This is a genomic window from Oceanobacillus sp. CFH 90083 (genome assembly GCF_009389585.1).
Classification (GTDB): Bacteria; Bacillota; Bacilli; order Bacillales; family Amphibacillaceae; genus Oceanobacillus.
In genome coordinates this window covers 211,095-232,686 of sequence record NZ_VIYG01000001.1, presented here as the reverse complement: position 1 = coordinate 232,686, position 21,592 = coordinate 211,095, and the positions used below count along the sequence as shown (strand labels likewise).

The window sequence follows — 21,592 nt, the reverse complement described above, 5'->3', positions numbered from 1 at the left end:
GAATCTATTTGATGCCCCTGATTTAGTTTAGTATAATAACTAGGTCAGGGGTGAATTTATGCTATCAAGTAAAGCAAACTGGAAATATATAAATAATCCTCCTGCAAAGGATAGAGATTCAATAGAAATAGCAATGTCGCCTATTGTAAAGGATCTATTTTTGCAAAGAGGAATTACGACAACGGAAGAAGCAAAACAATTTATGCAGCCTGATTTAAGTAATTTGGCTGATCCATTTTTATTGCAGGGAATGGATAAAGCAGTGAAACGGATCAAGGAAGCGGCTGCCAATCAGGAAAAGATCGTTGTGTATGGGGATTATGATGCTGATGGGGTAAGCTCCACGGTTGTTCTGCTGCATGCCTTAAAAAAAATTGGTGCAGATTGTGAATATTATATTCCGAATAGATTCACAGAAGGATATGGCCCGAATGAATTGGCATTCAGGCAGCTTCATCAGGCTGGATTCGGGTTGATTATTACGGTTGATACAGGAATTGCTTCTGTACATGAAGCGGAAGTAGCAAAAGAGCTTGGAATGGATTTAATCATTACCGATCATCATGAGCCTCAGGCACAAATACCAGATTGTTATACGGTCATTCATCCAAAGCTATCGGAGGATTATACTTTTAAAGAACTTGCCGGTGTGGGTGTTTCATTGAAATTAGCACAAGCCATCATGGGAGAGCTTCCGTATGAGGTACTTCCTTTTGCTGCGATAGGTACGATTGCGGATCTGGTGCCATTGGTTTCTGAAAATCGCGTTTTAGCGACATTTGGTTTAAAAGAGCTTGAGCGGACAAACAATGTAGGGTTGAAAGCATTGAAGCAAGTGTGCCAATTGGAGGAGCGTCTTACAGAAGAGGATGTCGGTTTTCGGATCGGTCCGCGGATCAATGCAGTAGGACGTTTAGGAGATGCCGACTTAGCTGTTGACCTGTTCCTGGAGAAGGATGCTGAAATTGCCCTGGAAATGGCGAATGAACTAAATCATATGAATGAACAGCGCAAGAAAATTGTTCAAGAAATTGTTGATGAAGCAATGGGAATGATTCAAACAGATAAAAGGATTATTATTGTAGCCAAAGAAGGCTGGAATGAAGGAGTATTAGGAATTGTTGCTTCCAAATTAGTTCAAAAATATGATCGTCCGGCGATTGTGCTTGCGATAAAGCCGGAACAAGGTATTGTCAAAGGATCGGCCAGAAGTATTCCTGCATTTGATTTATTTGAAGGCTGTATGACTGTCAGAGATTTATTTACACACTTTGGCGGGCATGCCCAGGCAGCAGGGATGACATTACCTGTGGAGAATTTGGTCTCCCTGGAAGCAGCTTTGGATGATTTACTTTTTGAGCATTTATCAGAAGAAGATTTTAAGCAGGAATTAAATATTAATGCTATATTAGATATAGAAGATATTAATGTTTCAATCATTGAAGAGATAGGAAAGCTTGCCCCGTTCGGCATGGGTAACCCAAAGCCGCTATTTGAAATAAATGGAATACCAAAAGAAGTCCGTCAAATTGGAAGTAAAAAGAATCACTTGAAAATGCAATTTGCGTCTCCAAAAGCACAAATAGATATGGTTGGCTTTGGATTTGGGGAACTGAAGGAAGCTATTTCTCCATATACAAAGATATCTGTTGCCGGAGAACTTTCTGTTAATGAATGGAACGGCAGACGGATGGCGCAATTAATGATGGAAGATTTGAAAATTACAGAATGGCAGCTATTTGATTTTCGCGGCAAAAAAGCGGAGCAACTGCTTCCCGGGACAGGAAAAGAAGTTTTTGTTTGCGGAGAGCCTGTGCAGTTCACTAAGCATCAGGAGACATTCAGCTATAAAGAGGCACTGTCGATGGATCTCCGTTCTTATCAGACAATCGGCTTTACAGCGTTGCCCGAATCATTAAATGATATGAAGGAAATTATCCGTCAGATGAATCCTGAAAATATTGTAATTGCCATCCGCCAGGTGCCAAACCAATACCCATTTCAGTTCCCATCGCGGAAAGAATTTATAGACTATTATAGCTTGATTAAACAGCATAAGCAGTTTCGGGTTGCAGAAATGCAGAAGGCGATTGAACAGCATCGAGGCTGGAATGAAGCAAAAGTGATGTTTATGTCAGATGTGTTTGTAGATTTAGGTTTTGCAGTGAAAAAGGATGGCTGGCTTCGTTATGAAGCAGCAACGAACAAACAAGATTTATCCGAATCAATCGTTTATCAAACATGTATGAAACAAAAAGAAGCCGAGAATATACTTATCTATTCTAATTATCAAGATTTGAAAAAGTGGTTTGAATCTTGTATGGATACGTCCCTAAATGTGAAGGAGGAAGCAGTATATGGATTATAAAGAGTATATCGAGATTGTTGAGAACTGGCCAAAAGAAGGAGTTCGTTTTAAAGATATTACGCCATTGATGGCCAATGGACCAGCTTATAAATCAGCTGTGGATGAAATTGTAGCATATGCAAAAGAAAAAGAAATTGATGTTATTGTTGGCCCGGAGGCAAGAGGTTTTATTGTTGGCTGCCCTGTTTCCTATGCCTTGGGGATTGGTTTTGCCCCCGTCCGCAAAGAAGGAAAATTACCACGGGAAGTCATTAAAGTGGAGTATGGACTGGAGTATGGAAAGAATGTCTTAACCATTCATAAGGATGCTATTAAGCCTGGACAGCGTGTCCTTATTACAGATGATCTCCTGGCAACAGGCGGTACCATTGAAGCAACCATTCATTTAGTAGAACAGCTTGGAGGAATCGTTGCCGGCTGTGCTTTCCTGGTGGAATTAAGCTATCTGGATGGAAAGGATAAATTGGAAGGCTACGATGTGCTTACGATAATGACTTATTAATAAACATACAAAAAAGAGTCAAACGGAGCTAAATCCTGTGTTGACTCTTTTTTGTATAAATTAATTTATCCGTATATAATATGTTTTAGTTGGACAGACATATAAAAAAAGTCTTATAATAGTAATTATTATCGAATAATGTTTTTAAACCGGAGAAAATGAAGAGATTTTAATGGAAGAAATGGCTTCAAGCTTTTAGATACTTGTTGCTATTTTTATTTTAGTATAATTTATTGAATATTGAGGGTAAATAAAGGTGATTACATGGCAAAAGATGAAAATGTCAACATTACAGATATTGTAGAAAAAGCAAAAGAATATTTATCTGATCAAGATGTTGCTTTGATTGAACGCGCTTATGAATTTGCGAAAGAAGCTCATAAAGATCAATTTCGTAAATCTGGTGAACCATATATTATTCATCCAGTACAGGTTGCCGGAATACTTGCTGATTTGTTAATGGACGCAGAAACCATTTCAGCAGGCTTTCTTCATGATGTTATCGAGGATACAGATGTAACTTTTGAACAAATAGAAGAAGAATTTAATCATGAAATAGCTGCACTTGTTGATGGTGTAACAAAGCTTGGGAAAATTCGCTATGAAACAAAAGAAGCGCAGCAGGCTGAAAATCATCGGAAAATGTTTGTTGCAATGGCAAGAGATATCCGTGTTATTATGATTAAGCTTGCTGACAGATTGCATAATATGCGGACATTAAAGCATCTGCCGCCAGAAAAGCAAAGACGTATTTCCAATGAAACGCTGGAAATTTTTGCTCCGCTTGCCCATCGGCTGGGAATATCCACGATAAAGTGGGAGCTCGAGGATACGGCATTACGCTATCTTAATCCGCAGCAATATTATCGTATTGTTCAGTTAATGAAGCAAAAAAGAGAAGAAAGAGAATCTTATATCCAGGAAGTGATTACTGATCTTTCACAAGAATTTGAGGCTGTAAATATTAAAGCAGAGATGTCAGGCCGCCCGAAGCATCTATATAGCATTTATCAAAAGATGGTCAATCAGAAAAAACAGTTTAATGAAATATATGATCTTCTTGCTGTCCGGATTTTGGTTGATAATATTAAGGATTGCTATGCTGTCTTAGGGATTATTCATACAAATTGGAAGCCAATGCCGGGCAGGTTTAAGGATTATATTGCGATGCCGAAGCAAAACCTGTACCAATCGCTGCACACGACGGTGATCGGACCTAAAGGTGATCCGCTTGAGGTACAAATACGTACGAAGGAAATGCATGATATTGCAGAGTATGGGATTGCAGCGCATTGGGCATATAAAGAAGGAAAGCAGGCAAAAGGAAAAAGCTCCTTTGAAGAGAAATTATCATGGTTCCGGGAGATTTTGGAGTGGCAAAGTGAAACACATGATGCGGAAGAATTTATGGAGTCGCTGAAAATTGATCTTTTTTCAGATATGGTTTACGTTTTCACACCAAAAGGAGAGGTAATCGAATTGCCGTCAGGCTCGATACCAATCGATTTTGCCTACAAGATTCATACAGAAATCGGTAATAAAACGATTGGAGCGAAAATTAATGGCAAGATGGAGCCTCTGGACTATCAATTGCAAAACGGAGATATTGTGGATGTAATGACCTCAAAGCATTCGTATGGACCATCAAAGGATTGGCTGAAAATGGTTCAAACCTCGCAAGCGAAAAGTAAGATAAAGCAATTTTTCAAAAAACAGCAGCGTGATGAGAATATTGGTAAAGGGAAAGAAGCTGTAGAAAGAGAAATTCGTGCCTTTGATATCGATCCTAAAGAAGTATTAACGCAGGATAATTTACAGCGTGTATTTGACAAATTCAATTTTACAAATGAAGATGATATGTATGCGGCTGTTGGTTATCAAGGAATTACGGCAGCACTTATAGCTACTCGATTAACGGAAAAGATTCGTCATTCAAGAGAAGCTGATCAAGATTTGGAGACAAAGATAGAAGAGGTAAAAACAGATAAGGTAAGACCATCCTCAAAGAAAGATTCAGGCATTGAAGTGGCTGGTGTCAACAATTTGCTTGTCCGGATAGCAAAATGCTGTAATCCGGTACCCGGTGATGAAATCTTAGGCTATATTACAAAAGGCAGAGGCGTATCTGTTCACCGTGCGGATTGTCCCAATGTACAAACAGAGGAAGCAAAGCAGCGTTATATAGATGTGAAATGGAAAAATCAATATGCGGAAAGAAAACAATATCATGTTGACTTAGAAATTACAGGCTATGATCGCCGTGGTTTGCTCAATGAGGTATTGCAGGCTGTCAATGAAACAAAAACGAATATTACGCATGTTAATGGCAGGTCAGACCGCAATAAAATGGCTGTTATTCAATTAACCATTTTAATCCATAACACGAACCACCTGCGCAAAGTAGTGGATCGAATAAAGCAGATTCGGGAAGTGTACACTGTGACAAGAACAGTGCAGTAAGGAGCGTTTGTTTTATGAAGGTAGTATTGCAGCGGGTGAAGGAAGCTTCTGTCACGACCCGTGGAGAAAAAATTAGTAAAATAAAAAAAGGATTTCTTTTACTTGTTGGTGTTACCCATGAGGATACAGATGAGGATTTAAAGTATCTTGTCAATAAGATTGTCCATTTACGTATTTTTGAAGATGAGAATGACAAAATGAACCTTTCCATTAAGGATGTAGAAGGAAGCATTTTATCTGTATCCCAATTTACACTGTATGGAGATACAAAAAAAGGGAGGCGTCCAAGCTTTACCAAAGCAGCCAAGCCTGATAAAGCAGAAGCCTTATACGATGCCTTTAATGAAGCATTGCGTGTGGAGGGAATAGAGACAAAGACAGGGAAGTTTGGGGCGATGATGGATGTCCAGCTGGTAAATGATGGGCCTGTAACACTGATTATTGATAGTAAAGACAGATAGGGAAAAAGGTAAGAATAAGGTTAACATTTTGTGGAGATGCTATAAGAACTTCATTTTAAAGGAGAACTTAAGCGATGCATCGAGAGACAAAACAAAGAAATGCCAATAATTATTCTGAACTGTTGATGGTGGATTTTCATCATTTTCTGCAAATGGAAAAGACGTTAACCTATTTAGAAATAGCAACAGAGCTTGGAATTTCCATGCAGGAAGTAAAACAATTGAAAAAAAAGAGCAATCGTTCTTGACATTGTACGAAACTAACCTTATCATTATAATCATTCCACATCCACTGGATGTCTTCCACTGGATGTGGTGGACTTCTACGTTACTCAGCACGAGTGGACGGTCTTAGCAGAAGTTCCTTAAAATTAAATGAATGAAACCGTTGAAGGAAAAAGTAATATAGGCACAGGTAGGAAGAGAGTAGTTGTCATTGGCTGGGAGCAACTATCTATCCGGTTTATATGAAAGACATTCTGGAGGATTTATATCGAAATAGATGGAGTAGATATAAACGTGTTGCAGGCGTTAACTGGTAAAGGTGGGTATCTTTTTTGATATCAACTAGGGTGGCAACGCGGGAAAAATCCCGTCCCTTATTTTTTAATAAGGGACGGGATTTTTGTATTGTCAAAAAATGAAATCATCCGCATTAAAAACTACCTGCTACCATTTTCTGCTGGTCAGAAAGCAAAGTTCGCCAGTTATTTTGGATATGAGTGAAGGAGGCAATAAAATGGCTATGAAAGCGCCAAGAGGAACCGTAGATATTTTGCCGGAGGATACAGTAAAATGGCAATATGTTGAAAAACAAATAAAAAACATTTGTGATGCATATCGTTATCACGAAATACGCACACCAATCTTTGAGCATACGGAAGTATTCCAGCGCGGGGTTGGAGATTCTACAGATATTGTGCAAAAGGAAATGTATACTTTCGAGGATCGAGGAGGCAGGAGTATTACGCTTCGTCCAGAAGGAACAGCTGGTGTTGCCCGTGCCTTTGTTGAAAATAAATTATACGGCAGCCCTAATTTACCGGAGAAGCTCTATTATTTCGGCTCGATGTTTCGTTATGAACGTCCGCAAAAAGGCAGAATGCGCCAATTAAATCAATTCGGGGTTGAAGCGATGGGAAGTGAGGATCCTGCAATTGATGCAGAAGTCATTGATTTGGCAATGCAGATTTATCAAAGGTTAGGTTTGAAATCATTAAAGCTGGTAATTAACTCATTAGGCGATAAAGAAAGCCGCAGGGCACATCGTGATGCACTTGTAGCTCACTTTGATCCATATCGTGAGGAGCTCTGCTCAGATTGCCAATCACGGCTGGATAAAAATCCATTACGTGTGCTGGATTGTAAAAAAGATCGTGATCATCCAGCAATGAAGACTGCACCATCCATTTTGGATTATTTAAATGAAAAATCTCAAGCATATTTTGAACAGGTTCAAGCATATTTAGATGCTATGGGAATTTCATATACAGTGGATTCCAATTTAGTCCGCGGCTTAGACTACTATAATCACACAGCGTTTGAAATTATGAGTGAAGCTGAAGGCTTTGGTGCTATTACGACATTAGCCGGCGGCGGCAGATACGATGGATTAATTAATGAATTTGGCGGTCCGGATACACCGGGAATTGGTTTTGGAATGGGCTTAGAACGCTTGTTAATGGCTCTTCAGGTAGAAAATATTGCTATACCTGTTGATACAAAGCTGGACTGTTTTGTAGCAGGCTTTGGTTCTGAAAAAGTACGGACGGAGACGGTAAAGCTCGTTCATCAGTTGCGTACGAACGGGATTCAGGCAGATACGGATTACCAGCATCGCAAAATGAAAGGACAGCTTAAAGCGGCAGACCGGTTAAAAGCAAGATTTGTTATTTTTATAGGTGATGATGAGCTGGAAAAGCAAGTGGTAGCCGTTAAAAATATGGAAACCGGAAATCAAACAGAGATTTCAATTGATTATATTGTTTCTGGAATGAAAGAGTTGTTATTGGAGGAGAGTTAAAAAATGACAGAACGTGTTTTATCAGGACACTTAACCGAAAATGAAATAGAACAGGAAGTCAGACTAAAAGGCTGGGTTCAAAAGCGCCGGGATCTTGGCGGGCTGATTTTCATTGATTTACGGGACAAATCAGGAATTATGCAAATTGTTTTTAATCCGGATTTTTCTCAGGAAGCGCTGGAAATAGCGGAAAGTATCCGCTCTGAATATGTGATTGATGTAGTCGGCAAGCTTGTTTTACGTGATGAAGCAACCGTAAATCCTTCCATTCCGACTGGCAAATTGGAAGTACTGGCACATGAAATTACAGTGTTAAATAAAGCGAAAAATCCTCCATTTATGATTCAGGATGATATCAATATCGCAGAGGATATCCGCTTAAAGTACCGTTATTTAGATTTACGCCGGCCAGGCTTGCAGGAAACGTTTAAATTACGGCATCAAACCACACAGGCAATTCGCAACTATTTAAATAAAAATGAATTCTTAGAAATGGAAACACCAATTTTAACCAAAAGTACACCGGAAGGAGCTCGTGATTACCTTGTACCGAGCCGTGTTCATCCGGGTGAATTTTATGCTTTACCACAATCTCCGCAGTTATTTAAACAGCTAATTATGATGAGCGGATTCGAACGTTATTACCAAATCGCACGCTGCTTCCGTGATGAAGACCTACGTGCGGATCGTCAGCCGGAATTTACCCAGGTGGATATCGAAACATCCTTTTTAACAAGCGATGAGATTATGACCATGACAGAAGAAATGATGAAAGAGGTTGTTAAAGAGGTGAAAGGTGTCGATATTCACTTACCTTTACAACGGATGCCTTATGATGAAGCCATGAACCGTTTTGGCTCTGATAAACCAGATACACGCTTTGGATTAGAATTAATTCATGTATCAGATATCGTGGCTGCTTCTGGATTCAAAGTATTTAAGCAAGCAGTAGAAAATGGCGGAAAAGTAGCTTTATTAAATGTAGAAGGTGCTGCCGGCAATTATTCCAGAAAGGATATTGATAAGTTAACAGAGTTTGTAAATGTATATGGTGCAAAAGGCTTGGCCTGGTTAAAAGTAGAGGAAGACGAAGTGAAAGGTCCGATCAGTAAATTTTTATCCGATGAGGAAAAAGCAGCTATCATGGATAAGGCAAATGCAAGCAGTGGAGACTTGCTATTATTTGTAGCTGACAAATCATCTGTCGTCTACGATAGTTTAGGAGCGTTGCGCTTGAAGCTTGGGAAAGACTTAGGGTTGATTGATGAAGAAGCGTTTCATTTCTTATGGGTAACAGACTGGCCGCTATTTGAATATGATGAGGAATTAGGCCGTTATTTTGCAGCTCACCATCCGTTTACATCACCGGTGGAAGCCGATAAAGATAAACTGTTAACCGATCCGGTAAATGTCCGTGCGAATGCATATGATTTAGTTTTAAATGGCTATGAGCTTGGCGGCGGATCGATCCGTATTCACCAGACAGAACTGCAAAATCAAATGTTCAAAGCGCTCGGATTTACAGAAGAAGAAGCAAGAGAGCAATTTGGTTTCTTATTGGACGCATTAGAATATGGAGCACCGCCTCATGGTGGGGTTGCATTAGGGTTAGATCGCATTATTATGCTGCTGGCAGGGCGCTCTAACCTGCGTGATACAATTCTTTTCCCTAAAACAGCATCTGCTTCTGATTTAATGACAGCAGCTCCTGGTGAAGTGAGTGGAGACCAGCTGCAGGAATTGTCGATTGCATTAGCGGAAAGAAATAATAAAGAATAAGGTTGTAGAATATGCACGATATCTCTGCATATCGTGCATATCATTTCTGCAATAAATACAGAAAAATGTGAAATAAAAACAAACAGAACTTTAAGATTCTTGTATTTATTTGTTTTTTCATATAAAATAAAAAAACCTTTTCAATAAGGAATCGGTTGAAAATATAAAGGAGATGAATGATGAGAGCCATGGAAAATAATTTACAGCATAGTCATCGAACAGCAAAAGAATACGTACAAGGTGTTTACGAAGAACTAAAGCAGAGAAATAGCCATGAGACAGAATTTTTGCAAGCAGTTGAAGAAATTGTCGAATCTTTAGAAGTTGTTTTTGCAAAGCATCCAATTTACATGGAGTTAGGGATCTTAGAAAGAATCTTAGAACCAGAACGCTTAATTACTTTTCGTGTTCCTTGGATAGATGATGAAGGACGTGTTCAGGTGAACCGCGGTTACCGTGTTCAATTTAACAGCGCTATTGGACCATATAAAGGCGGCCTTCGTTTTCATCCAACAGTAAATGCAAGTATTATTAAATTTTTAGGCTTTGAACAAATCTTTAAAAACTCTTTAACCGGTCAACCTATTGGTGGAGGAAAAGGCGGATCTGATTTTGATCCAAAAGGAAAGTCAGACTTAGAAATTATGAGATTTTGTCAAAGCTTTATGTCAGAATTATCTAGATATATTGGGCCGGATACAGATGTGCCTGCGGGAGATATCGGGGTAGGCGGAAGAGAAATCGGTTATTTATACGGTCAGTATAAAAAGATAAAAGGTGCTGTAGAACCAGGTGTCTTAACGGGTAAAGGTCTAGGTTTCGGAGGCAGCTTAGCACGTAAAGAGGCAACAGGTTACGGCACGGTTTACTTTGTACAGGAAATGCTTAAAGATAATGGCCGGGATTTTTCCGGTAAAACAGTTGTTGTATCTGGATCAGGGAATGTATCTATTTATGCTATGGAAAAAGCAGCCGAATTTGGTGCAAAAGTAGTTGCGTGCAGTGATTCCAACGGATATGTATATGATGAGAATGGTATTGATGTTGAATTAGTGAAGCAAATCAAAGAAGTAGATAGAGAGCGTATAAATGTATACTTAGAAACACATCCGAATGCAGAATATGTTGCAGGCGGATCGGTTTGGGAGATTCCATGTGAGATTGCTTTACCTTGTGCAACACAAAATGAAATTGACGAAGAAACAGCAAAAACGTTAATTAAAAATGGTGTGATCGCAGTAGGAGAAGGGGCAAACATGCCATCATCCTTAGAGGCGATTAACCAATTTTTGGATAATCATGTTTTATTTGCACCAGCAAAAGCAGCAAATGCAGGCGGCGTAGCTGTGTCTGCGTTAGAAATGGCTCAAAACAGCAGCCGTGTTGCCTGGAGTTTTGAAGAAGTGGATGAAAAGCTCCAAGACATCATGCGTGATATTTACCAAAATAGTATTCAAGCTGCAAACGAGTATGGGAAAGAAGGAAATCTCGTTGCCGGTTCAAATATTGCAGGTTTCTTAAAGGTTGCCGATGCTATGGTAGAGCAAGGGATTATCTAAGAAGCCGGCTGAAATTGATTTTTCTATAATATATTATTTGTACTTTGAACAAATTTATGCTAAGATAATAAAAATAAATCATAACAATCCTGATGTGTTCGTTAACAATTGGTATTTTGACCGAACACCTGTAAGTTAGGGAATCCGATTTGTCTTTAAAGTGCGTGCATGCCTAAGAGGGGAAGCATAAAACCTTTAAAGCAGGACACCCACCTGCCAAAAGCGGGATCAAAACTTTATTGTTGGACGGCACTATCGGGATTACGTAAAAAACTGCACAATTTTGTGCAGTTTTTTACGTATTGATGATGGATAGCTACCTGTGCTGTGTCAAGGAAAGTATCTAAATCAATTTAATTTGATCCTTGTGCAAGCTGCTCAAGGTTTCCGTTTTTATCCATACGGAAGGAAGGTGCACTTATAAGGTTGGCATCCTCAAAAACTGTCATTTTACGGGCTCGGTCCATAATTTGGATAAATGTTTGATAATCTTCTTTCATGGCATGCAGCTGCTGTTCAGTATCTGTTAATTTCTTTTGTAATTCCTCCACCTTCGCCTGCAAAGAGGTATTCTCATTCTCTAATGCTTGCAGCGAAGACTTCGATTGATTAGAAGTATACAAGTCTTTTTTTAATGATTTTAAGTACTTAATGACTGTATCTAAATTGAATGGTGCAGCCGATTCAATATTTGTCTGTACTGCCAACTTGCGCTCAGGTTCTTCATGATCTGGAACATGCTCTGTATCAGCAACAGGAACTTTGGGAACAGCTTGAACGGTTTTGTTCAAAGCTCTCTTTCTTTCTTTTCTTTGTCTTTTCGCTAGGTCAATTGCATTTTCGTATTTATTACGAACTTCTGCATTCCATCTGAAACCGCAGGCTGCTGAGGTACGGTTTAAATGATCTCCTACTTCTTCAAATGCATTCAGCTGAGTGCTTCCTTCACGAATATGTCTCAGAACAGTTTCTGCCAATAACAGATCGTCTTCATGAGACCAAGCGTCTTGTCTTACTTTTACCATGCTATTCACTCCTCATAATTAAGAAAATATTAGAAAACTTTGCTGGCACCCAGTCTTTAGGTGACAATCAAAGTTTGAGCTTATGCAGTAAGAAAGCTTTATACTTTCTTAGCTGTCTAAGAAAAACTTGTAATCACAGGTCTTTGCGTTTTTCTTATATTTGTACGTTAACATGTCATACTTTCCTAACGTACTAGAAAGATTATAGTAATCTCTATTCTTTCCAGAGGAGTTTAAAAATATACACCACTTTAAATTATAGATTAAATTTCCTGAGGTCCTATTGTTCGTAACAGGAGTGTCCATAATCATTCCTGCTAAGTATAATGAAAGTAAAATTTTTTATGTATGGGGAACGATCATTGTATCACCTGATTCGTTCCATTTAAGATTTAGCGGGGAGCTGCCCGCTAAATTCTATCCTAATCTTTTTTGATGCGTTCATATACTTGTTTTAAGGCACTTTCAAATTTTCCTGTATCTTTTGGTGTGTAGTAGTTCTGTTTTTTTATCGTATCAGGTAAATACTGCTGTTTGACCCATGCTCCCGGATAATTATGAGGATATTTATAATCTATACCTCTGCCAAGCTTGCCTGCCCCTGAATAATGTGCATCTTTTAAGTGTGCAGGAATTTCGCCGCTTTTTCCTTTGCGAATATCTTCTAAGGCGGCATCTAAGGCTTTATATGCTGTGTTTGACTTTGGTGAAAGGGCTAATTCTACAACAATGTTAGCCAGCGGGATTCGCGCTTCTGGAAAACCAATCCGTTCGGCAGCTTGAACTGCTGCAACAGCACGCGGACCGGCTTGCGGACTTGCCAGACCAATATCTTCGTAAGCAATGACAATCAGTCTTCTGGCGATGCTGTCTAAATCCCCTGCTTCTATCAAACGCCCTAAGTAATGAAGTGCAGCATCAGCGTCACTTCCGCGAATCGATTTTTGGAAAGCGCTCAAAACATCATAATGCGCATCCCCATCTTTGTCGTGGGAGAAACTTTTTTTCTGCATACATTCTTCCGCAATTGCAAGCGTTATTTCAATTTGCTGATGAGAATTTGGTGGAGTAGAGCTGACTGCAAGCTCTAAGCCATTTAGTGCGGAGCGCAGGTCTCCATTCGCTGAAATAGCCAGATGCTCTAAAGCATCATCACTAATATGAATATTTTTATCTCCATAACCATTTGTCGCATCTTGAATAGCACGCTGCAATGCTGTTTTAACATTTGCAAGTGTTAAGCCGCGCAGCTCAAACAAATGGCAGCGGCTTCTTATTGCCGGATTAATGGAATGATAAGGATTGCTTGTTGTACAACCAATTAAAGTCAGTAAATTATTTTCTAAATGCGGCAGTAAAAAATCCTGTTTTGCTTTGTCCAGACGGTGCACCTCATCTAAAATCAGAACTGTCTGCCCCTGCATCTTTGCCTGTTCAACAACAATTTCCATATCCTTCTTTTTATCAGTCACAGCATTCAGCGTTTTGGACGGGAGCCCTATTGTTTCTGCAAGAGCAAATGCCATCGATGTTTTCCCGGTACCAGGCGGGCCGAATAAGATCATCGAAGAAAGCTGGTTCGCCTTAACCATACGATCAATTATTTTTCCTTGACCTACCAAGTGTTCTTGACCTATAATATCATCTATGTTTTTTGGTCGCATACGATATGCGAGTGGTTGTTTATACATGAAATAACTTCCTTCATCTGCTTAGTATTCTATTAGCTTAAAGCGAATATAGGAGAAATGCAAGAGGTGAGCAGTCATGCTATAATATAAATAATCAAATTTGTATAGATGGAATTAAATAAGTTAACTTTATTTAATACATGATATATAGAAAGCAGAATAAAAAGATAAATGATAGTAAAATTGAGGTGTATTGGATGAAAATTTCAACTAAAGGAAGATACGGACTGACAATCATGATAGACTTGGCAAAAAATGAAGGGAGCGGCCCGATTTCTCTTAAGGTTATTGCAAAGGATAACGATTTGTCGGAGCACTATCTAGAGCAGCTTGCTTCACCGTTAAGAAATGCCGGGCTAATTAAAAGTATACGAGGTGCTTATGGAGGCTACCAGCTTGCTAAAAAACCAAATGAAATTACTGCCGGAGACGTTATTCGCGTGCTGGAAGGGCCTTTGACGATTGTGGAAGGAATGGAAAATGAAAAACCGGCACAGGCTTCTTTATGGCTGCAAATCAGAGACGCAGTGAAAAATGTATTAGAAAAAACAACACTGGAAGATTTAGCAAATTATGATGACAGTGATGAAGGACCTAAAGAAGCGTATATGTTTTATATTTAGTCGTACTAGAAAGGATTTTGAATCATGGAAGCAATATATTTAGATCACGCCGCTACGTCTCCAATGGCGAAGGGAGTTGCTGAAGCGATGATTCCAGTATATGAAGGGATCATCGGCAATGCATCAAGTGTTCATTCCTTTGGACGGAAGGCAAGACAGCAACTCGATGCGTCACGGCAAGCATTGGCTGCATCCATTGGTGCAAATGAAAAGGAGCTTATTTTTACAAGCGGCGGTACAGAAGCGGATAATATGGCACTTGTGGGCGTAGCGGAAGCGAATAAAAATAAAGGAAACCATATTATTACATCTGTTCAAGAACATCATGCTGCATTGCACACCGCAGAAAAATTAGAAAAACAAGGCTTCCGTGTAACATACTTGCCTGTCAATAAAAAAGGGCTGATTTCTATGCAAGATGTGGAAGCTGCCTTAACGGATGATACCATTTTAGTTTCTATTATGTATGTAAACAACGAGACTGGTGCTATTCAGCCGGTTAGTGAAATAGGAGAGCTATTAAAAAATCATCAGGCATATTTCCATACAGATGCTGTACAGGCTTATGGCCTGATTGATATTGATGTAAAGGAGCAAAGCATTGACTTATTAACAGCTTCCGCACATAAAATCGGCGGTCCTAAAGGGATTGGATTTTTATATGCGAGTGAAGATGTCCATATGAATCCGATTCAATTTGGCGGAGAGCAGGAGAGAAAACGCCGGCCTGGAACAGAAAATGTTCCGGCAGCAGTCGGTTTTGAATTCGCAGCTGGCATAGCAATGGAAACAAAAGCTTCAAGAAATCAACAGTATCGACACTATAAACAAATCTTAACAAATACATTTATGGAGGCAGGCATTGCTTTTCACATTAATGGAGATCTTGAAAAGACAGTGTCTACTATTATCAATATCAGTTTTCCGGGAGCGAATGTAGAAGCATTGCTTGCGAATTTTGATTTAAGCGGTGTTGCTGCTTCCAGCGGAAGTGCTTGTACTGCCGGGAGTGTGGAGCCTTCACATGTTTTATCCGCTATGTTTGGCTCAGACAGCCCTGTTACAACAAATTCAATTCGATTCAGCTTTGGGCTGGCAAATACAGAAGCAAATGTGAAAGAAGCAGCAGATCGAATTGCCAGGATTGTCAAACGATTAACAAGTTAAAGGAGGGGCGGCAATGGAAGATAATAAAAATATACGTGTTGTAGTTGGAATGAGCGGCGGTGTCGACTCTTCGGTTGCAGCACTATTATTAAAAGAACAAGGCTATGATGTTGTCGGCATATTTATGAAGAACTGGGATGATACAGATGAGTTCGGTGTTTGTACAGCGACAGAGGATTTTGATGATGTCGTCCGGGTATGTAACCAATTAGATATTCCATATTACTCCGTAAACTTTGAAAAACAATATTGGGATAAGGTGTTTACCTATTTTCTGGATGAATATAAAGCTGGACGAACGCCAAATCCAGACGTTATGTGTAATAAAGAAATTAAATTCAAAGCATTTCTTGACCATGCGCTTTCTTTAGGCGCGGATTATTTGGCAACAGGGCATTACGCGCAAGTGGCAAGAGATGAAGACGGGAAAATTCAAATGCTGCGCGGGGCTGATGATAATAAGGATCAAACGTATTTCTTAAATCAGCTCAGCTCAGATGTATTAGAAAAAGTTATGTTTCCGTTAGGTCACCTGCCAAAGCCGGAAGTACGCAAGATTGCAGCGGATTATGGTCTGGCTACAGCAGCGAAAAAAGATTCCACGGGGATCTGTTTTATTGGAGAACGGAATTTTAAAAGCTTCTTAAGTGAATATTTACCGGCACAGCCAGGGAAAATGATGACATTAGACGGGATCGAAAAAGGGACGCATGACGGATTAATGTATTATACGATTGGACAGCGCCAGGGACTCGGTATCGGTGGCTCCGGAGATCCTTGGTTTGTGGTAGGGAAAAATTTAAAAGACAATTATTTATATGTCGCACAAGGCTACCATAATGAATTTCTATATTCTGATGCACTTGTAGCAACGGACATCAATTGGGTGCAGCCGGATCAAATAGAAGAAACGTTTACTTGTACAGCGAAGTTCCGCTATCGTCAAAAAGATTCAGAAGTAACTGTTACAGTAAAAAATAACAGGGCGTATGTTGTATTTAAGGAAAGCCAGCGGGCAATTACACCAGGACAGGCTGTTGTGTTTTATCAAGGTGATGTATGTCTTGGCGGCGGAACAATTGATGAAATTATCAAAGACAATAAAGCATTGCAATATGTAGGCTAACAGGGGAAGTTCAAAAAGTCCCCCAAAGATAAGTGGTGAATTTTTTAATGGACGTGATAGTCTCCGATGGGAATGCGATTACCTGTCCCACAGGAGACTATCACGATTACTTGCTCCACTGAAACCTTTGGTGTCTTTTTTGAACATGTATTTAGGGGGCTTAATGAATGGATAAAAATCAGCAGGCAATTACACTGCTAAATGAAAAAAAGTATCAAGAAGCAGCACAGCTGTTTAATGAAGTCATTGAAGAATCCCCCAATAATCCATTGGGCTATATTAATTTTGGCAATCTGTTGATGCAGCTGAATGAAGCAGAAAGAGCAGAACGCTTCTTTCTGCGCGCCATTGAATTGGATGAAAATGCTGCAACAGCATATTATGGTTTGGGGAATCTCTATTTTGATCAGGAAGACTTTGAGAAGGCCGGGCAAAACTTTTTAAAGGCAATGGAGCACGGGCTTGAAGAAGCAGATGCTTATTTTATGCTTGGTATGTGCTTCCGTAATCAAGAGCAGTGGAAGCTATCACTGCCATATTTACTGCGGGCAACAGAACTGGATTCAGAGGATGAAAGCTTTCTATTTCAATATGGTTTATCCCTGGCACAGGGTGAATTTCTCGATGAAGCACAAAAAATATTTGAAAAAGTGCTTAGATTGAATGAGAAGCATAGTGACGCTTATTATAATCTGGGTGTGATCGCATTATTCCATGAAAATACGGAAGAAGCTTTATATCACTTTGAAAAAGCACTGGAATTACAGTCAGATCATATGTTGGCTGCTAACGGAAAGAAAATTGCGTTACAGTATATGGAGCAATCTGAGGACAAATAAGGAGTAATCAGCATGGAAAACCAGGTAGAAACGAAGGAAGCACTGCCTTTTGTGACAGGAAGCGTCATCAATACTATTTTTCGCAATGAGGCAGAGCATTTCTCTATCGTCCGAATAAAAATTACAAAGACAAACCTTGCGTATGATGATAAAGAAATCATTGTAAAGGGGTATTTTGATCAGCTGCAGGATCAGACTGCCTATCGTTTTTATGGGGCGATGGAGAAGCATCCCCGTTATGGCTCACAATTAAAAGTACAATCCTATGAGACCATTTTGCCGACGACGAAGGATGGGCTTGTCCAATATTTGTCCAGTGATTTGTTCTATGGTGTTGGTAAAAAAAGTGCCTCAAAAATTGTCGAGAAGCTTGGTGAGAATGCTGTTTCTAAAATTATTGATAATCAATCTGTATTAGAAGGCATTTCCGGAGTATCCAAGGAAACCGGGAAAAGACTGGCGGAGCGCCTCAGAGAAAATCAAGGGTTTGAACGGGTTGCTGTACAATTGTCAGAATATGGAATTGGATTGAAGATGGCTCAGGTAGTTTACCAGACCTATCGTGATGAGGCGCTGGAGATTCTGGAAAAGGACCCTTATCAATATGTGTTTGATATTGAGGGCTTTGGTTTTAAAATGGCAGATCAGATAGCCTCCAGCCAGGGTATTTCACATACGCATAAAAGCCGTATTGGTGCCGGGGTTATCTATATTTTACAGCAAAGTATTCAAGCAGGGCATGTTTATCTGCCGTTTGAAAAATGTGCGCAAGAGGTCATTCAGTTACTCCGTCTTCCTCATTCAGATCATGAGTCTGTCTCCAATGTTATGTTGCAATTAAATACAGAGAAAAAAATCATTATGATCGATGAACGCGTGTATTTACCTTCTTTATATTACGCAGAGGATAACTTTACTGCCAGCTTGAAAAAAATTTTAACGAAACCGATAGAAGATGAAGTGCCTTTATCAGAGCTTTTGAAAATAACTGGTGATATTGAGGAGAAAGAGTCATTAAGCTATGGAAAAGAACAATTTGATGCCATTGTTCAAGCAATCCATTCTAAAATTATGATTTTAACAGGTGGTCCGGGAACCGGGAAAACAACAGTTATAACTGGTATCATTCAAGCTTTTGCAAAAATTCATGAGCTCTCTTTAAATCTATCGGATTATAAAAACAAGGATAGCTTTCCATTTATTTTAACAGCTCCGACAGGACGGGCAGCAAAGCGGATGTCGGAATCAACCGGTTTGCCTGCTGTTACGATTCACCGGCTGCTTGGCTGGAATGGGATGGGTAATTTTGAAAAAGATGAACATGAGCCACTATCCGGAAAGCTGCTTATTGTAGATGAATTTTCAATGGTAGATACCTGGCTGGCAAATAATTTATTTAAAGCCATTCCGGATACCATACAGGTTATTCTGGTTGGAGATGAAGATCAGCTTCCATCGGTAGGACCGGGCCAGGTTTTAACAGATTTAATGAAAAGTGAAGTGCTGCCCGTTATTTCTTTAACAGATGTATATCGTCAAAAAGAGGGCTCTAAGATTATTCAGCTTGCTCATCAAATTAAACATGCTGATTGTAATACGAGTTCTTTAGAGAACGCGCGGGATTTTAGTTTTATTTCCTGTTATGACTACCAGATGGTCGACGTATTGACATCGATTATTGATAAAGCACAGAAAAAAGGAATTGATTCGTCTTCTATTCAGGTTCTATCCCCGATGTATCGTTCACAGGCCGGGATTCATGCAATTAATGAGGCGTTGCAGCAGCTAATTAACCCTCCGGAAGAGAAAAAACGGGAGATTGCCTTTCAAGATATTGTTTATCGAGTTGGCGATCGTGTCATTCAGTTAGTCAATCAGCCTGAGGATGGCATATATAATGGAGATATCGGTGAGATTGCCGCCATTTTCAAAGCAGAAGAAAATGTTGAGAATGAGGAGCAGATTGTCATTGCTTTTGAAGATAAGGAAGTAGTCTTTACCCGAAAAGACTATCATAACTTCACACATGCCTTCTGTATTTCTATCCATAAATCACAGGGGAGTGAATTTCCGATTGTCATTCTTCCTGTCGTATATTCGCATCATCGCATGCTGCGAAAAAATCTCTTATATACGGCGATTACGAGAGGAAAGGAATCCTTGATTATTTGCGGTGAAAAAGAAGCATTTATCAAAGGAGTGCAAACCGAAGATACAAACCGAAGATACACGTCATTGCAGGAAATGCTGCAGATCCAGCTAGCAAGTCAAAAAGCTGAGAAAAAGGAATATGAAACAGTGGAGGATATTCCTGAAGAAGAACTATCGCCGTATGATTTTATGGATTAAGTGTATAAAAAATGTTATTTAAGGCAATACTTGGACTGATATAAGCAGAAAAAGGATGAAGAAGTATGCTAGTATGTCCAAATTGCCAGGGAAAACAACTTGGAAAACTAAGTCCAACAAGCTATTACTGCTGGGTGTGTTCCATTGAATTAACGATATCCGGAAAGGAATTACACATCCATCAGATCGAAGCGGACGGAACCCTTAGTTCATTAGATGATTTATTTTCAAAAGAAGAGAGAAGATTATTATAAAACGAAATTTTCTTCTCCGGCAGAAGGTTATCTGTGATAAACTTCTGGTCTATTGGTTACACTACCAAGGACTGGGAGTGATTTTATGTGGAAAAAAATAAAAACTAAACAAGTTATTTCTTTGCTGGTAATTGCCATTCTTTCCTTTATTCTATTATATTTTTTAGCTATCACAAAACCGTATTATGCAGCATTTTTTTCTTTTATTTTTAAGCTGATGCTTCCATTTCTGGTTGCAGGCATACTGGCTTTTTTACTCCATCCGCTGATTGAGTGGCTGTATCGGTATCGGATTCACCGCGGAGCAGCAGTGCTGGTTATTTACCTGCTCTTTTTTGGAGGAGCAGGCTATGCGATTTATCGTGCATATCCATTAATTGTCGAGCAAGTAAAGGAAATGAGCCGGAACTTTCCGGAATTTATTGCACTGTATCAGAATTGGCTCAATAAGATATACACGTCTACCTCTTTTTTACCGGAGACCGTCCATGACCGGATAGATATGTTTATTTATTCCTTAGAGGATACGATGAATAACTTTTCTGGAAAAATTATCGGTGGTGTTAATGGTATGATGGATACGGTTATCCTCTTGACCATTATCCCGGTTCTTGTATTTTATTTCTTGAAGGATTATCCGTTTATTAAATCATTCCTTTTTCGCTTTATTCCGCATGAATACCGGGATGAGACAGGAAGTATCTGCAGGGAAATCAGCAAAGGGCTTGGCGGTTATATCCGTGGACAAATTATCATCAGTGCCGCAGTAGGGATTATTTCCACACTATGCTGGATGTGGTTAGGCTTACCATACGCTTTATTGCTTGGAATTATTCTGGCAATTGTTAATATCATTCCTTACTTTGGTCCAATAATCGGTGCCATCCCGGTTGTAACGGTAGCTTATATGGTGCAGCCGGAAAAAGCATTATTCGTTATTGTGATTATTTTTGTTATGCAATTGATTGAAAGCAACCTGTTATCACCTTATATTATGGGGAAAACAGTAAAAATTCATCCAATTGGTATTATCTTTGCCTTGTTATTAGGTGGTCAGCTGGCTGGCGTCATAGGTATGATTATTTCTGTTCCGGTTTTTACAATGCTGAAAGTACTGATTCAGCAATATCAAACTTCCAGAGCCAGTTAAATTAAAAATCGGTGTTTATGAAAGTGTAACTGGGAGTAAGTTACAAAGACTGAGAATGTTAAAAGAACAAAAATTGACATACAGCGGAAAAATCAATATAATAACGCTAGAATCAAATAAATCGCAATGAATGATAACTATTTTCGTTATCTATCATACAAATCTCGATGAAGGTGCTAAGTACATGACATGCTGTTTCAAGAGAGGAATTCCCTT

At 39.3% G+C, this 21,592-nt stretch carries 17 protein-coding genes, 1 other RNA gene and 2 other annotated features (1 of these 20 running past the window's edge); of the genes, 16 read left to right on the top strand and 2 right to left on the bottom strand.

Translation table 11 applies throughout. The annotated features are described in order from the left end of the window. Window positions 1–58 precede the first annotated feature (58 nt). The 9 genes from recJ to ssrS all read left to right on the top strand — a co-directional run bounded on the left by recJ (window position 59) and on the right by ssrS (window position 11,418). Complete coding sequence (gene recJ / locus FLK20_RS01175) at window positions 59–2,368, top strand: single-stranded-DNA-specific exonuclease RecJ (RefSeq protein WP_152654731.1); 2,310 nt, start codon at window positions 59–61, stop codon at window positions 2,366–2,368. Beyond that, entirely contained in the window at window positions 2,358–2,870 is a 513-nt protein-coding gene (locus tag FLK20_RS01170; RefSeq protein ID WP_152654730.1) for an adenine phosphoribosyltransferase, read from the top strand. The genes recJ and FLK20_RS01170 overlap by 11 nt, the downstream gene beginning before the upstream one ends. Before the next feature lie 264 nt (window positions 2,871–3,134). Beyond that, window positions 3,135–5,330, top strand: a complete 2,196-nt coding sequence (locus tag FLK20_RS01165; RefSeq protein WP_152654729.1) for a RelA/SpoT family protein — start codon at window positions 3,135–3,137, stop codon at window positions 5,328–5,330. A gap of 14 nt (window positions 5,331–5,344) precedes the next feature. Then, on the top strand, window positions 5,345–5,791 hold the full coding sequence (dtd, locus tag FLK20_RS01160) for a D-aminoacyl-tRNA deacylase (RefSeq protein WP_152654728.1): 447 nt from the start codon (window positions 5,345–5,347) through the stop codon (window positions 5,789–5,791). 74 nt (window positions 5,792–5,865) lie between these two features. After that, window positions 5,866–6,039, top strand: a complete 174-nt coding sequence (locus FLK20_RS21505; protein ID WP_194165486.1) for a hypothetical protein — start codon at window positions 5,866–5,868, stop codon at window positions 6,037–6,039. A 131-nt stretch (window positions 6,040–6,170) separates the two neighbouring features. Then, window positions 6,171–6,394, top strand: a binding site (T-box leader). Between the two features lie 136 nt (window positions 6,395–6,530). Next, entirely contained in the window at window positions 6,531–7,814 is a 1,284-nt protein-coding gene (hisS, locus tag FLK20_RS01155; RefSeq protein ID WP_152654727.1) for a histidine--tRNA ligase, read from the top strand. Between the two features lie 3 nt (window positions 7,815–7,817). Then, on the top strand, window positions 7,818–9,593 hold the full coding sequence (aspS, locus tag FLK20_RS01150; protein ID WP_152654726.1) for an aspartate--tRNA ligase: 1,776 nt from the start codon (window positions 7,818–7,820) through the stop codon (window positions 9,591–9,593). 188 nt (window positions 9,594–9,781) lie between these two features. Continuing rightward, the gene (gene gdhA / locus FLK20_RS01145; protein WP_370453150.1) at window positions 9,782–11,152 is read left to right on the top strand and encodes an NADP-specific glutamate dehydrogenase; all 1,371 of its coding nucleotides are present in this window, start codon (window positions 9,782–9,784) and stop codon (window positions 11,150–11,152) included. Window positions 11,153–11,235: 83 nt separating this feature from the next. Beyond that, a non-coding RNA gene (gene ssrS / locus FLK20_RS01140) (6S RNA) lies at window positions 11,236–11,418 on the top strand. 87 nt (window positions 11,419–11,505) lie between these two features. On the opposite strand, the gene FLK20_RS01135 is transcribed toward ssrS, so the two are convergent. After that, window positions 11,506–12,177 carry an RsfA family transcriptional regulator gene (locus FLK20_RS01135; protein ID WP_152654724.1) on the bottom strand — a complete coding sequence of 224 codons (672 nt, stop codon included), beginning with the start codon at window positions 12,175–12,177 and terminating at the stop codon, window positions 11,506–11,508. A gap of 422 nt (window positions 12,178–12,599) precedes the next feature. Continuing rightward, window positions 12,600–13,868, bottom strand: a complete 1,269-nt coding sequence (locus FLK20_RS01130) for a replication-associated recombination protein A (RefSeq protein WP_152654723.1) — start codon at window positions 13,866–13,868, stop codon at window positions 12,600–12,602. Between the two features lie 197 nt (window positions 13,869–14,065). Here FLK20_RS01130 and cymR point away from each other — a divergent pair, with 197 nt between their 5' ends. The 7 genes from cymR (at window position 14,066) to FLK20_RS01095 (ending at window position 21,376) form a co-directional block, all read left to right on the top strand. Continuing rightward, window positions 14,066–14,491 carry a cysteine metabolism transcriptional regulator CymR gene (gene cymR, locus FLK20_RS01125; protein WP_152654722.1) on the top strand — a complete coding sequence of 142 codons (426 nt, stop codon included), beginning with the start codon at window positions 14,066–14,068 and terminating at the stop codon, window positions 14,489–14,491. Between the two features lie 24 nt (window positions 14,492–14,515). Beyond that, window positions 14,516–15,658: a cysteine desulfurase family protein gene (locus tag FLK20_RS01120; protein WP_152654721.1), complete on the top strand. Its 1,143-nt coding sequence runs from the start codon at window positions 14,516–14,518 to the stop codon at window positions 15,656–15,658. Window positions 15,659–15,671: 13 nt separating this feature from the next. Beyond that, window positions 15,672–16,784 (top strand): tRNA 2-thiouridine(34) synthase MnmA, encoded by a 1,113-nt coding sequence (gene mnmA, locus FLK20_RS01115; RefSeq protein WP_152654720.1) that lies wholly within the window; start codon window positions 15,672–15,674, stop codon window positions 16,782–16,784. A 167-nt stretch (window positions 16,785–16,951) separates the two neighbouring features. Next, entirely contained in the window at window positions 16,952–17,623 is a 672-nt protein-coding gene (locus FLK20_RS01110; RefSeq protein WP_152654719.1) for a tetratricopeptide repeat protein, read from the top strand. A 12-nt stretch (window positions 17,624–17,635) separates the two neighbouring features. Continuing rightward, window positions 17,636–19,972 (top strand): SF1B family DNA helicase RecD2, encoded by a 2,337-nt coding sequence (recD2, locus tag FLK20_RS01105; protein WP_152654718.1) that lies wholly within the window; start codon window positions 17,636–17,638, stop codon window positions 19,970–19,972. Window positions 19,973–20,037: 65 nt separating this feature from the next. Beyond that, on the top strand, window positions 20,038–20,226 hold the full coding sequence (locus FLK20_RS01100) for a hypothetical protein (RefSeq protein WP_152654717.1): 189 nt from the start codon (window positions 20,038–20,040) through the stop codon (window positions 20,224–20,226). Between the two features lie 85 nt (window positions 20,227–20,311). Continuing rightward, window positions 20,312–21,376 carry an AI-2E family transporter gene (locus tag FLK20_RS01095; RefSeq protein WP_152654716.1) on the top strand — a complete coding sequence of 355 codons (1,065 nt, stop codon included), beginning with the start codon at window positions 20,312–20,314 and terminating at the stop codon, window positions 21,374–21,376. Window positions 21,377–21,534: 158 nt separating this feature from the next. Further along, window positions 21,535–21,592 (top strand) — a binding site (T-box leader) (it continues 146 nt past the right edge of the window).